At 68.6% G+C, this 13,146-nt stretch carries 9 protein-coding genes and 1 pseudogene; 8 read left to right on the forward strand and 2 right to left on the reverse strand.

The window, feature by feature from the left end:
- Nucleotides 1-25: 25 nt before the first annotated feature.
- The 4 genes and pseudogenes from ACFPZJ_RS29500 to ACFPZJ_RS29515 all read left to right on the forward strand — a co-directional run bounded on the left by ACFPZJ_RS29500 (nucleotide 26) and on the right by ACFPZJ_RS29515 (nucleotide 5,129).
- Entirely contained in the window at nucleotides 26-997 is a 972-nt protein-coding gene (locus ACFPZJ_RS29500) for a fumarylacetoacetate hydrolase family protein (protein ID WP_381027822.1), read from the forward strand.
- Nucleotides 994-1,461, forward strand: a pseudogene (locus ACFPZJ_RS29505) (SDR family NAD(P)-dependent oxidoreductase); the annotation flags it as partial. The gene ACFPZJ_RS29500 and the pseudogene ACFPZJ_RS29505, both read left to right, overlap by 4 nt.
- A 219-nt stretch (nucleotides 1,462-1,680) precedes the next feature.
- Nucleotides 1,681-3,087, forward strand: coding sequence for a glycoside hydrolase family 43 protein (locus ACFPZJ_RS29510; protein WP_381027825.1), 1,407 nt, complete (start codon nucleotides 1,681-1,683; stop codon nucleotides 3,085-3,087).
- Nucleotides 3,088-3,152: 65 nt separating this feature from the next.
- The gene (locus tag ACFPZJ_RS29515) at nucleotides 3,153-5,129 is read left to right on the forward strand and encodes a ricin-type beta-trefoil lectin domain protein (RefSeq protein ID WP_381027828.1); all 1,977 of its coding nucleotides are present in this window, start codon (nucleotides 3,153-3,155) and stop codon (nucleotides 5,127-5,129) included.
- A 305-nt stretch (nucleotides 5,130-5,434) separates the two neighbouring features.
- Here ACFPZJ_RS29515 and ACFPZJ_RS29520 read toward each other — a convergent pair whose 3' ends face one another.
- On the reverse strand, nucleotides 5,435-5,875 hold the full coding sequence (locus ACFPZJ_RS29520; RefSeq protein WP_381028333.1) for a TetR/AcrR family transcriptional regulator: 441 nt from the start codon (nucleotides 5,873-5,875) through the stop codon (nucleotides 5,435-5,437).
- Between the two features lie 49 nt (nucleotides 5,876-5,924).
- Between ACFPZJ_RS29520 and ACFPZJ_RS29525 the strand changes: the two genes are divergently transcribed.
- The 3 genes from ACFPZJ_RS29525 (at nucleotide 5,925) to ACFPZJ_RS29535 (ending at nucleotide 9,487) form a co-directional block, all read left to right on the forward strand.
- Nucleotides 5,925-6,158 carry a Rossmann-fold NAD(P)-binding domain-containing protein gene (locus ACFPZJ_RS29525; RefSeq protein WP_381027830.1) on the forward strand — a complete coding sequence of 78 codons (234 nt, stop codon included), beginning with the start codon at nucleotides 5,925-5,927 and terminating at the stop codon, nucleotides 6,156-6,158.
- A 276-nt stretch (nucleotides 6,159-6,434) separates the two neighbouring features.
- Nucleotides 6,435-7,334: an NAD-dependent protein deacetylase gene (locus ACFPZJ_RS29530; RefSeq protein WP_381027832.1), complete on the forward strand. Its 900-nt coding sequence runs from the start codon at nucleotides 6,435-6,437 to the stop codon at nucleotides 7,332-7,334.
- A 350-nt stretch (nucleotides 7,335-7,684) separates the two neighbouring features.
- Nucleotides 7,685-9,487: a heparinase II/III domain-containing protein gene (locus ACFPZJ_RS29535; RefSeq protein ID WP_381027835.1), complete on the forward strand. Its 1,803-nt coding sequence runs from the start codon at nucleotides 7,685-7,687 to the stop codon at nucleotides 9,485-9,487.
- 48 nt (nucleotides 9,488-9,535) lie between these two features.
- Here the strand turns inward: ACFPZJ_RS29535 and ACFPZJ_RS29540 are convergent, their stop codons facing one another.
- The gene (locus tag ACFPZJ_RS29540) at nucleotides 9,536-10,387 is read right to left on the reverse strand and encodes an alpha/beta hydrolase (RefSeq protein ID WP_381027838.1); all 852 of its coding nucleotides are present in this window, start codon (nucleotides 10,385-10,387) and stop codon (nucleotides 9,536-9,538) included.
- Between the two features lie 348 nt (nucleotides 10,388-10,735).
- On the opposite strand from ACFPZJ_RS29540, the gene ACFPZJ_RS29545 reads away from it, so the two are divergent.
- Entirely contained in the window at nucleotides 10,736-13,129 is a 2,394-nt protein-coding gene (locus tag ACFPZJ_RS29545) for a putative bifunctional diguanylate cyclase/phosphodiesterase (RefSeq protein WP_381027840.1), read from the forward strand.
- The last annotated feature ends 17 nt before the right edge of the window (nucleotides 13,130-13,146 follow it).

Below are 13,146 nucleotides of genomic sequence, written 5' to 3' on the forward strand. Positions count from 1 at the left end.
GCCCCCTTCGCCCACAGGAATTCCCATGCGTTTCGCCACCTACGAGCACCGCGACCGACGCCAGGTGGCCGTCGTGGAACAGGACGGCACGCTCGTCCCCCTGCCCGGTGTCCACTCCCTGACCGGTCTGCTCGCCGACGGCGACGGCCTGCCCCGACTGCTCGACGCGGGTGCCGCGTCGCTCGACGTCCCGGCCGGTCCGCACGTGTCCGAGGTGCGGCTGCTGCCTCCCGTGCAGCCGCCCACCGTGCGGGACTTCGTCGCCTTCGAGGAACACGTCGAGGGCGTACGACGATCCGTCGACGGCGCAGCCGGGGTTCCGGAGCAGTGGTACGAGGCCCCGACGTTCTACTTCACCAACCCCTACGCGGTGTACGGCCCGTACGACGACATCCCCGTCCCGCCTGGATCGCGCGTGCTCGACTTCGAACTGGAAGTCGCCGCCGTCGTTGGCATGGAGGGCCGCGACCTCACCCCCGAGCAGGCCCGGCAGCACATCGTCGGCTACACCGTCTTCAACGACTGGTCCGCCCGCGACCTGCAGTCCGCCGAAATGCGGGTCGGCCTCGGTCCCTGCAAGGGCAAGGACACCGCCACCACGCTCGGCCCTTACCTCGTCACCGCCGACGAGCTGGAGCAGTACCGCGACGCAGACGGCTTCCTGCGCCTGGCGCTGACCGCCGAGGTCAACGGCGAGGTGGTCGGCGAGGACCTGCTGTCCAACATGAGCTGGACGTTCGAGGAGATGGTCGCCTACGCCTCGCGCGGGACCTGGGTGCGCCCCGGTGACGTCCTCGGCTCCGGAACCTGTGGCAACGGCGGCTGCCTCGCCGAGCTGTGGGGAGTGCGAGGCAGGCAGGATCCGCCGTCGCTGAAGCCCGGCGACACCGTCACGCTCACCGTCGAGGGCATCGGCTCGGTGTCCAACACCGTGGTGGCCGGACCGGATCCCGTCCTGGTCCCGGCCGCCCGGCGCCGCCCGCGGGAGCGGCCGTGACCGACTTCTGTCGCACGAGGCTCCTCGGCAAGGTCGTCGTGGTCACGGGCGCGGCCCGCGGCCAGGGTGCCGCTGCGGCCGAAACTTTGGGCCGGGAGGGCGCCCGGGTGATCGCCACCGACGTGACCGAAGCACCCGGCTGCCGCCGCCTCGACGTCACCAGCGAACAGGACTGGGCCAACCTCGCCGACGATCTGCGGGAGGCGTACGGGCAGGTGCACGGCCTGGTGAACAACGCGGGCATCACCTGGCGCGCCCGCCTCGACACCGTACGCCCCGCGGACATGGCCCGCGTCCACGCCGTCAACGTCATCGGCCCCCTGCTCGGCATCCAGCACCTGGCCCCGCTGATGCCGCCCGGCTCGTCCATCGTCAACGTGGGCTCCACCGCCGCACTCACCGCGCACTACCCGGTGGCGTACACGGCGAGCAAGTGGGCGCTGCGCGGTCAGTCGGCGGATGCGGGGCACAACTGAGCCCTGAAACTGGTGCGTTCACACAAAGTCCAACGAGAAACGACAGAACCGTTGACCTGTCATTGCCTCACCTCTACCTTCTGATCGATCCACCGAACCCTGTCCGAATTACCGGACAATACGGAGGTGGCCGCACAGGCGTGACCGCCCAGGGCCCTCTGCCATCGAGCGCCCGTTCCCCTCCCCCACGTCTCCCTTGGAGAGCAGATGAGCAGAAGTCCCCGGCCCGGCTCCCAGCCGTCACGCCGACGTTTCCTCGGCATGGCCGCCGGAGTTCCGCTGGCCGCCGTGACCGCCGACCTGACCATCGGGGCGGGTGCCGCCCACGCCGCGGACTCCGCGTACGTGATGGGCTACTTCACCGAGTCGCCGAGCGGGCTGGGCACCGACTACGGCCTGCATCTGGCCGTCAGCACCGACGCCCTGCAGTGGATGCCGCTCAACCAGAACAACCCCGTCGTCACCCCGACCGCGGGCGCCGGCGGACTGCGCGACCCGTTCATCATGCGCAAGCAGGACGGCACCTTCGTCGTCCTCGCCACCGACCTCAAGGGCACCGACTGGAGCTACAACAGCCAGTACATCCACGTCTGGGACTCCACCGACCTGCGGTCCTTCACCGGCTACCGCCGGCTGAAACTGCACGACATGGTCACCCACAGCTGGGCGCCCGAGGCGTACTGGGACGCCGGCCGCGGCCGCTACGCGATCCTCTACTCCTCGGTCAACTCCAGCGGCCACAACGTCATCATGGTGAACTACACCACCGACTTCCGCTCCGCTTCCGCACCCCAGGTCTTCTTCGACCCCGGATACGACGTCATCGACGCGAACATGACGGTGGGCGTCAACGGGGTCAACTACATGTACTTCAAGAACAACGGGCAGCAGAAACTGGTCGGCACGAGGTCCACGTCGCTGGACCCCGGCAGCTTCACCCTCTTCGGCACCCCGGTCTCCCACGGCGGCACCGAGGCCCCGACCATCGTGAAGTCGCTGACCTCGAACACCTGGTACATGTGGGGCGACACCTACAACCCCAACGGCATCTTCTACGCCTGGCGGACCACCGACCTCGCCGCCGGCACCTGGACCGAACTCAGCCAGCGCGACTACACCCAGCCGCTCAGCTCCAAGCACAACACCATCGAGACGATCACTTCCGGCGAGTACGACAACCTCGTCGCCCACTGGGGCAGACCCGCCTGGAACCGGCTGAAGTCCTACAACTTCCCGGACCGCTACGTGCGGCACGCCGGCTTCGCCGGCCGGATCGACCCGTACCCCTTCGACCCGTACTCCGACGCGCAGTGGAAGCTCGTGCCCGGTCTCGCCGACAGCTCCGGGGTGTCCTTCCAGTCGGTCAACTACCCCACCCGCTACCTGCGCCACTACAGCTACCAGCTCCGGCTGGACGTCAACGACGGCAGCAGCGCCTTCGCCCAGGACGCCACCTTCCACAGGACGGCTGGCCTGGCCGACTCCACCTGGGCGTCCTTCCGGTCCCACAACTACCCGACCCGCTACATCCGGCACTCCGACTACGCCCTGCGCATCGACCCCGTCTCCACCGCCACCGAACGCGCGGACGCCACCTTCTCCATCGTCTACTGAACCGCCACGGTCAGCGATCCTTCCCTCCCCCAGGAAAGCCGCATGTCCCATACCCCCGTACGAAGATGGGCCAGGCGCATCGCCGCTCAGGCCCTCGCCGCCGGGCTCGCCGCGCGGGGCTGACGACCCTCGACCGACAGGATCCGTCGGCGCCTCTGCCCGCCGAACCGGCCGCCGTGAGCACCAACCAGATCGGCGTCACCCCGCCGCCGATGGGCTGGGCGTCCTGGAACACCTTCTTCAGCAGCATCGACCACAACGTGATCAAGCAGCAGGCCGATGCCCTGGTCTCCTCCGGCATGGCAGCCGCCGGCTGCAAGTACGTCGACCTCGACGACGGATGGTGGCAGGGCCGGCGCGACGCGAACGGCAACATCGTCGTCGACGAGAACCTGTGGCCCGGCGGCATGAAGGCGATCGCCGACTACATCCACAGCAAGGGCCTGAAGGCCGGCATCTACACCGACGCGGGCAAGCAGGGCTGCGGCTACTACTTCCCCACCACCCGGCCCGCGGCACCCAACACGGGTATGGAGGGCCACTACCAGCAGGACCTGGAGACCTTCCAGCGCTGGGGCTTCGACTACGTCAAGATCGACTGGTGCGGCGGCCGGGAGGAAGGGCTGGACCAGGAAACCACGTACAAGCAGATCGCCGCCGCCCACGAGGCCGCGAGTGCCGTCACCGGCCGCAGGCTCGTGCTGTCCTTCTGCGAGTGGGGCACCGGACTGCCCTGGAACTGGGCAACCGGCTACGGCGACCTGTGGCGCACCAGCCACGACGTCCTGCTGTACAAGGAGACCCCGGGCCTGACCAAGATGTACCGCAACTTCGACGAGGCCTTCCAACCCGCGGCCCAGCACACCGGCTACCACAACGACCCCGACATGCTGATGGTCGGCCTGAACGGCATGACCGCCCAGCGCAACCGGCTGCACATGAGCCTGTGGTCGATCGCCGGCGCCCCTCTGCTCGCCGGCAACAACGTGGCCACGATGAGCACGGAGACCCGTGACATCCTCACCAACCCCGAGGTGCTCGCCATCGACCAGGACCCGCGCGGCCTGCAGGGCGTCAAGGTAGCCGAGGACACCCGGGGTCTGCAGGTGTACGGCAAGGTCCTGTCCGGCACGGGCAAGCGCGCGGTGCTGCTGTTCAACCGCACCGGCTCCGCCGCGAACATCACCGTCCGCTGGGCCGACCTGGGACTGACCACGGCCTCCACCTCCGTACGCAACGCCTGGACCCGCAGCACCGTCGGATCGTTCACCACCGGCTACACCACCTCCGTCCCGGCGAACGACGCGGTGCTGCTGACCGTCTCCGGCACCGAGGCCTCCGCCACGACCGTCGAGGACACCACCTCCGCCACCACCCCGACGTTCAGCAGCATCACGGCCTCCGCGGCGGGCACCAAGCTGGTGGACATCACCTACGCCAACGGCGGCAGCACCGCCCGCAAGGCCACCGTCCAGGTGAACGGCCAGTTCACGTACGTCGTGGCCTTCCCGCCGACCGGCTCGGCCACCACCTACCGCACCGTGTCCGTGCTCGCGCACCTGGCCAAGGGCACCAACACCGTGAAATTCGCCGCGGTCTCCGGCAGCACGGCACCCGACATCGACGCCCTCCGCATCCAGGGCATCCCCGGCACCGACGGTGCCGCCCTCGTCGGCTCCGCTTCCGACCGCTGTGTGGACATCGAGAAGAACACCTACGTCAACGCCACCCAGGCACAACTGTGGGACTGCGGCGGAGGGCGCAACCAGACCTTCACCCGGACCTCGCGCGGCGAACTCGTCGTCTACGGCAACAAGTGCCTCGACGCCGACAACAACGGCACCACCAACGGCACCAAGGTGATCATCTGGGACTGCACGGGCGGCACCAACCAGAAGTGGACCGTCAATTCGAACGGCACCATCACCAGCAACCTGTCGGGCCTGTGCCTGGACGCCTTGAACGCAGGCACCGCCAACGGCACCAAGCTGATCCTGTGGACCTGCACCGGCCAGACGAACCAGAGATGGAGCCTGACCTGATCACGGTAAAGGCAAGGGTGTGACGCTCCACCGGCGAGGGCGGCGCCCTCGCCGGTCGGCGCAGCCGCGACCTGCCGGCGGGATCGGCCGAGGTGAGCTCGGCCGGGACCGAAGAGAGGCGGCCGCTCAGGGAGACGCGGGGGTAGTCCCCGCCTGAGGGAGGTCACCACCGCGCAGCCCGCGCCGCGTGACATGACGGGACGACGCTGGCGCTGCGGTGCGTTCCTAGGCTGGGAAGCACCAGAGCCCGCACCGTCGCCGTGGGCGCTCGTGCACCCAGGCCCGTCCTCGTCGGTCAGTGGTCTCTAGAGAGTTGCCCGCCCGGCTTTGTCGGCGTCCTGCTCGTGGGCCGCGGGTGCGGCGTCGGCCGCCGCTTGCAGCATGGCTGACAGGATGAGCTCGATCCTGGGGTTGGGCGGCGCGAGAGCATCGGCCGACAAGGGGATCTCGAGGGGTTCGACTCCGAGCATGGGGCCCAGCACGGTGATGCCGAGAAGCAGCGACAGTACGAGCGCGGCGCGTTCGCGGGCGCAGTCGTCGTCGTGGAAGTAGTCGGCGAGCGACGGTATGACCGTGCTTTGGACGTAGTCGCACAGGACGGGTCGGGCGGCGTGGCTGGCTGCTGAGCGCAGAAGGATGAGGAGGGGGTCGTAGTCGTCCTCGCCTCGCGTCGAGGACGTGTGGCCGCCGCTGACGATCAGTTCGGCAAGCCGCTGCTCGAACTCGGCCCGGTCGATGTCGGGCAGCGAGGGTGGGGTGGGATCTCGGGTTCCGACCGCCTCCCGGAAGAGTCCCTTGGCCTATCGCTACGAGCTGCGCCCCCTGGGCATCGACGTCTCGATCGTCCAGCCCGGCGCTTTCCCGAGTAACCTCGCCGCCTCACAGCTCATCGGCGCGGACGAAACCCGCCTCGGTGATTATGCCGAGGTCCTCGGCCTGACCCAGGTGTTCATGCAGAACGTCGGCGCCGCTTTCACCTCCCCAGAGCCACCGGACCCCGTGAAGTCGCGGACGCCATCACCGCACTGATCGACACCCCCGCCGGCCGGCGTCCCGAACGTGTAAGCGTCGACCGGTTCGCCCTCGGCGAAGCCGTCGAAGCCATCAACGCCGGCGCCAGGCAGCCCACCGACCACCTGCTCGCCTCGCTCGGCCTGGGCACTGTCGTCGACTGACCCGCTACTTCCCGGGAGCAAAGGCAACCAGCAGGCCACACCGAAACATGCCAGACCGCCGCACCGGCATGGTGCGCCGTCCCGCCGGTCGGTGAGAGCGGCTGAAGGGCCTGTTCCGTACCCTGGCGGCATGCGCATGCGCCCCACTCTGAGCTGGACCCCCACCGAGGACCTGCCATCGGGGACAACGGACCCGAAACCGGTCGCCGACGCGCTGAGCGCCGGTGGTGTGCTGGTGCTCAGTGGGGCGGGGATCTCCACCGAGTCGGGCATCCCCGATTACCGGGGCGAGGGCGGAAGCCTGAACCGGCACACCCCGATGACCTTCCAGGACTTCACCTCCAGCACCCAGGCCCGGCGCCGGTACTGGGCGCGCAGCCACCTGGGCTGGCGCACCTTCGGCCGCGCCCGCCCCAACGCCGGGCACCGGGCCGTGGCCGCGTTCGGGCGGCACGGCCTGCTCTCGGGTGTGATCACCCAGAACGTCGACGGTCTGCACCAGGCCGCCGGCAGCGAGGGCGTCGTGGAACTCCACGGAAGCCTGGCCCGGGTCGTCTGCCTCTCCTGCGGCGCAGTCAGCCCGCGCCGGGAACTCGCCCGGCGGCTTGAGGAGGCCAACGCGGGTTTCGAGCCGGTGGCCGCGGAGATCAACCCGGACGGTGACGCCGACCTCACCGACGAACAGGTCGGCGACTTCCGTGCAGTGCCCTGCACCGTGTGTGGGGGCATCCTCAAACCGGATGTGGTGTTCTTCGGCGAAACCGTTCCGCCGCTGCGGGTCGAGCACTGCCGCCGACTGGTGCGTGAAGCGACCTCACTGCTGGTCCTGGGCTCCTCCCTGACGGTGATGTCCGGGCTCCGGTTCGTTCGCCAGGCGGCCCAGGCCCACAAGCCGGTGCTGATCGTCAACCTGGACCCGACCCGCGGCGACCGGCACGCCCTCACCCGGGTAGCGCTCCCGCTGGGAACGACCCTCACCTCTGTGGCCGACCGGCTGGGCATTCCCGTCGACGGCCAGGCGACAGCCTGACTGAGATGGTGACGACAGGGGCGCCTCACCAGGACTCCATCGCACCTGTCGGTCTTCGACACTCTGGGCCTCCTGGGCCGGGGCCCCGGCCTCTACATCGTTGACGGGGAGCAGCACACCCGGAACTGTCCGCGACGGCTGCCATCAGACCCGGGACGGCGTCCTTGTGCCGCTCCATCCCCGTGAGGAACTGCTCGTCGTGCAGGTCCCGTGTGACGGCAACCAGCCCCGTATGGCCGTCTCAAGCGCAAGAAAAGTGACGCCGATGTAGCCGTTGAATGATTGGCCGGCAGCCCGGTGGACGCGAGCGAGGAACAATGAGATTGCGCAGGCATACGGTCGTGACGGCCATGGCGATCTTGGCAGTACTTACATGCGTCGCAACACTCATCATCGATGAACGCCACACCAATTCGGACGCTGATGGTCGAAACATTCACTCCGGCGCCGGGGAATGGCCTGCGGGAACCTGTGGATTCTCCAACGGGCTGTACAGCAGCAATCCAGCACCAGCCCTTATGGCTGGCAAGGTGAAAATCTACGGACGCCCTCAGGTCATCGCCCCACGGGGTGACGTCGACTGGCGCTACGATCCAACGCATCACCCTTCCGTGCGATTGCACCTGTTCTCGCTGAAATGGTTCGAGAGACTGGTCACCGAAGGGATGAAGCCCGACGGCAAGAAGATGCTGGAGCGCGCCACTCTCATCGCCAAGGACTTCGTGTCAGACAACCTGGGAGCGGACGGCCCGGTTCACCCGGAAGTCTGGGGACAGCACGCCACCGGACTACGCGCCAGCTCCTTGCTCTGCCTGCGCGCCGCGATCGGCGGCCGGCCGTGGCTGGACCGAGCGCTGCGTACCCATGCCGAACAACTCGCCGAAGACTACGCGGGCCAATGGAACCACGGCACCATGCAAGATCTCGCCCTCCTGGTCGCGGGTTGCCAGCTCCAGCACGCTGCCGCCCGAGACCTCGCCGTGCGGAGACTGAGCTCGGCCATCAGCGTACAAGTCGACGAACAGGGCGTCAGCAACGAGCAGTCGGTCCGGTACCAGGCCTATGTGTGGGAGTTGTGGCGAGCTGTCCATTCCGCCATGCAGGAGTGCGAAATCACTCCACGCCGACTGATCGCGGAACGCGTCCGCCTCATGCCGGCGTTCCTGGAGAACGCCACGCAGCCGAACGGGCGGATCGTACCGCTCGGCGACAGTCACGCTGTTCCGCCCCCAGGTGTCAGAACTCCGGTCATTCGCTATCTCACCTCGAACGGCCGGGAGGGAAGACCTGGAAAAGAAAAGTCCGCCGCTTATGCGGCTGGATTCGTCTTCGCGCGGACGGGCTGGGGCACCTCCGGCCGCCAACTGAAGGACGAACACTTCATGTCCCTGCGGTTCGGCCCCGCCCGTATCATCCACGGCCACAACGACCACATGTCACTCACCTACTACGGCAACGGCCGTGATCTGATCGTGGATGGCGGGCACGATGGGTATCGAGCCGATGCCTACCGGAAATACCTTCAGTCACCCGCTGCCCACAATGTTGTCGAAGTCGTCGGTGTGCGGCACCAGTGGGATGCTCCCACGCGGCTCACGCGGAAGAAGCTGGGTCCGCTCCATCAGTTCTACGAAGCCTCCGACAGGGCGTACGGCGGAATCACCCGTACCCGTGGTGTGCTCCTGGTCGAGGATCCAGGGTTCCTGGTCGTGTATGACCGTGGCCATGACCGGCAGGAACGCACCTGGAGAGCACTGTGGCACCTGGCCCCCGACTTCACACCTCGGAAAGTCTCGCACTCCCACGTCCAGGCGCTGAGTTCCGACGGTAGAAGCCAACTGGTCGTCAGTCAGGTGCCTCTTCCCGGCCAGTCCGTGCCGTCTGGCAGCACGCGTGTCGCACGGGGCGTCACCGACCCCTACCAGGGCTGGGTCTCCCCTCTCGAAGGTCAGCGGCTGCCGGCGAGCACAGCCTTGATGCAACGCCACGGGAAGGAACTTCGAATGCTCACCTTGATCGTGCCAGCAGGCGTCGATCAACCTGTTTCCTGGTCGGCGACCAGGGATGCCGACGGCTGGTATCGGGTGACGGTGCGCATCGGATTCACCGAACGCGCGATCCGGGTCGGCCCTGATGGCTCTATGACGCCCTGACCTCGCGTCGCCATGAGGGGGGCGACTTCGTCTGCGCCCCGGTGGTCTTCAACGGCTCGTCAGCTGGGCGTCGGCCAGGCACTCCTCGGCGAACGCCAGGGCTTTCAGATGGTAGGCGCGGGCGGCCCAGCCGAGGCTGATGTTGTGGCCGGCTTGTGGCAGGTGGTCGACGACGACGCGTGGAGCGGCGGACAGTCGAGCGGTCAGATCGGCGATCTCCTCGTCGTCGTGGCGCCACCAGGTCTCGTACTCGGCGAAGGTGAGCCGGACAGGGACGCGGACGCGGGGAAGGATGGCCGCAGACAGGCGTGTCCAGCCGGTCACGGTACTGACCTCACGTACGGGCATGGGGGCCACCACCTGCTGGCTCGCCCAGAACGTCTGAGGCGGGTACAGACCCAGCGGGCCCCAGTTCAGCCGCCGCAGGCTGCCCACACGGTGGCAGTCGACGAGGCCGGTGTTCACGGCCAGTCGGCGCCCGCACCCGGAGACGTCCAAGCCCAGCAGATGCGGCGCGTCCCAGTCGGCGGCGGCCGCCAAAGCCACCTTGGCCCCGAACGAATGCGCCAAGAGAAACGTGCCGGCGCCGGGTGCGTGGCGTGCCGTGAACGCCTGGACGGCGCGGCGCACTGTGGCCGCTTGGGCGGTCAGCCGTTGTCCTGCGGGCAGGCGGTCGGCCGAGGCTCCGTAGCCGGGCCGGTCCAGCGCCAGCACCGTGTATCCCAGGCGTGCGCCAACCGCCAGCAAGGACACGTCCGGATGGGCCTGTCCGTCGAAATATCCCGCGTTCATGCCTCCGCCGTGCAGGGCGACGATCACCGCGCGCGGAGCCGTTTGCGGGGGCTCACTCAGCAGGCCGGACAGGACGATGCCGCCCGCGTCCACGGTGACCGGGCGCACGCCGGGTGAGCTCCGCCGGCGACAGCTCTCCAGCGTATGCGTCGGTCCGGTGGCAGCGGGCGGCGCGGTGGGGAGATCAGCCATGGGTAGCAGTCCTCGACTCGGGTGACGGCGCGCAAGCAGCACTCCTGAACTGCTCATCCTGTGCGCCGCGGCGCCTTCCGGCCACCCCAGCCGTCCACCAGGGTCAGACCGCGCCTTGCCGTCGACAGCCGACCAGCGGCACTGTGGCCGGGGCCTGCGGTTGCGATCTCTCGCGAGCCGCCTTTCGCTGGAGCAGACAGGCAGCCCCTGTGGGCCATCCGACCCGGCCTGGCCAGGACCCCCGGTTGCGTCCGCGGAGGAGTCATGCAGGAGGCGTGGACCGAGCGACTGCGCAGGCACGCCTGGTGGTGGTTTCCGGCGGCCGGTGCCGTGGTGATCATCCTCTACGTCCTCGTGACCGCCCCCGTGCGGCACTTGTTCGCACCGGTGCTGGCGGCTTGCTGCACCGCGGCGATCGTGGTCGGCGTCCGCCTGCATCGGCCGCGCCCGGCCCGGTCCTGGTATCTCTTCGCTGTCGGCATGGGGCTGTTCACGGTGGCGGACGCCGTCTTCGGCGAATTCCAGTTCGCGGGCACGCTCGTGCCGTTCCCCTCGGTGGCCGACGTGCTGTATCTGGCGGCCTACCCGTGCTTCGCCGCCGGGTTGGTCAGCTTGATGGCGGCCTGGGGCAGCGTGCGCTGGGGGGCCGTGCTGGATGCGGGGATCATCACCTTGGGGATGTCCACCCTGGCATGGGCGTTCATGGTCATGCCCTACCTGCGCGGCCATCTGTCGGCGCTGCCGCTGGCGGTGTCCCTGGCCTATCCGCTGGCTGATCTCCTGCTGCTGGGCGTGGCCGCCAAGCTGGTACTGGTCGCAGGCGTCCGTCTGCCGGCCCTCGGCCTGTTCGTTCTGTGGGTGGGTGCCACGCTGGCCGCCGACGCCCTGTACTACTCCACCCTGGCGGCGACCGGCGCCCCGATCGCCTCCGACGTCTCCTACATCCTGTGGATGGCCTCCTATCCGCTGCTCAGTGCGGGCGCGCTGCACCCGTCCATGGCCGCTACGACCCGGCTGGTGCCGCGCAGCCAGGAGCGGCTCTCACCCGCACGCATGACCGTCCTCACCCTGCCTGCCCTCCTCGGGCCGGCACTGCTGATGACAGACGTCGGCGGCGTGCGCGAGCAGCCCGTGCACGCCGTGGCCATCGTGGGCATCGTGGCCGCTTCGACCGTGCTGCTGGTCGTGCGCATCATGCTGCTGGCGCGGTTCGCCGAAGCCCAGGCCGACCAGGCCAGGGCCCGGGCCCGGACGGCGGAGGACGCCTTGCGTCGGCAGATCTCGCTGCAGCAGCAGCTCACCCACCAAACGTTCCACGACGCCCTGACCGGCCTGGCCAACCGAACCCAGTTCTTCGAACGGCTGGAACACGCCCTCACCCGGTCCAGCACGGTTCAGAACACCGCCCTGCTGCTGATCGACCTGGACCATTTCAAGCACATCAACGACAGCCTGGGACATCCCGCCGGCGACGAACTGCTCATCACCGTGGGCCACCGCCTCCTGGGCTCAGCACGCCGCGACGACACGATCGCCCGCATGGGCGGTGACGAGTTCGCCGTCCTCGCCGAAGACCTGGCAGAGACTCCCGCCGAAGCCTACGGGCAGCGGTTCCTGGACCGCTTCAAGGAGCCCTTCGCCCTCTCCGGCCATCGCAGCGTCTTCGTCACCGCCAGCATCGGCGTCCTGGCCGTCACCGAACCGACCACGGCCAACGACGCGCTCCGCAACGCCGACATCGCGCTGTACGCGGCCAAGGAACGCGGCCGCAACCGCGCGGAGCTCTTCGAGGCCGCCATGAGCCTGGCACAGCAAAGCCACGCCCGTATCGCCCAGGACCTGCGCTACGCCCTCCCCCGCAGTGAACTCACCGTCCACTATCAGCCGGTCATCCACCTGCCCACCGGACACGTCACCAGCGTGGAGGCACTGCTGCGCTGGCAGCGCGGCGGCCGCTCCCCCATCCCGCCCGAGGTGTTCGTGCCCGTTGCCGAGGAGACAGGGCTGATCCGCCCCATCGGCACCTGGGTGCTGCGCGAAGCCTGCCGCCGCGGCCGGCACTGGCACGACACCCTCGCGAAGGCAGGGACCTTGAGCGTGGCCGTCAACGTCTCCGGCCGACAGCTCACGGACCCCCACTTCCCCGACACCGTCCGACAGGTCCTGCACGACACCGGCTTCCCCCCGGCCTCCCTGGTCCTGGAGATCACCGAGAGCACCCTCGTCACCGACGCCGACACCACGGCCGCTCACATCCGCGCACTGCGCGACCTCGGCGTACGCATCTCCATCGACGACTTCGGCACCGGATACTCCTCACTGGCCTACCTGCGCGACCTTCCGGCCGACATCGTCAAGATCGACCAGAGCTTCGTCCTGAAGGGCAGCAGCGACGCCAGCCAGAGCCTCATCCAGGCCATCCTCCAGATCGGACACGCTCTCGACCTGGACGTGATCGCGGAAGGCATCGAAACCCCCCTCCAGGCACAGCGGCTTCACGCACTCGGCTGCCCGCACGGCCAGGGCTTCTACTACTCCCCACCCATGGCTCCGCAGGCACTGGAGGCCTACCTCACCACCCAGGCATCCTCACACCCTCCACCGCACACCGCGGTGCGGGGACGGCGACCCCACCGCGCGCGGCGCCTTGAACGCTGATGGCCCACCAGGCCCCA

This window comes from Streptomyces bullii, assembly GCF_042657145.1.
GTDB lineage: Bacteria > Actinomycetota > Actinomycetes > Streptomycetales > Streptomycetaceae > Streptomyces > Streptomyces bullii.

What these genes read in the sequence shown, in the direction of transcription:
- ACFPZJ_RS29510 (WP_381027825.1), top strand. Translation starts at nt 1,681, where the DNA reads ATGAGCAGAAGTCCCCGGCCCGGCTCCCAGCCGTCACGCCGACGTTTC.
- ACFPZJ_RS29545 (WP_381027840.1), top strand. Translation starts at nt 10,736, where the DNA reads ATGCAGGAGGCGTGGACCGAGCGACTGCGCAGGCACGCCTGGTGGTGG.
- ACFPZJ_RS29515 (WP_381027828.1), top strand. Translation starts at nt 3,153, where the DNA reads ATGGGCCAGGCGCATCGCCGCTCAGGCCCTCGCCGCCGGGCTCGCCGC.
- ACFPZJ_RS29535 (WP_381027835.1), top strand. Translation starts at nt 7,685, where the DNA reads ATGGCGATCTTGGCAGTACTTACATGCGTCGCAACACTCATCATCGAT.
- ACFPZJ_RS29500 (WP_381027822.1), top strand. Translation starts at nt 26, where the DNA reads ATGCGTTTCGCCACCTACGAGCACCGCGACCGACGCCAGGTGGCCGTC.
- ACFPZJ_RS29530 (WP_381027832.1), top strand. Translation starts at nt 6,435, where the DNA reads ATGCGCATGCGCCCCACTCTGAGCTGGACCCCCACCGAGGACCTGCCA.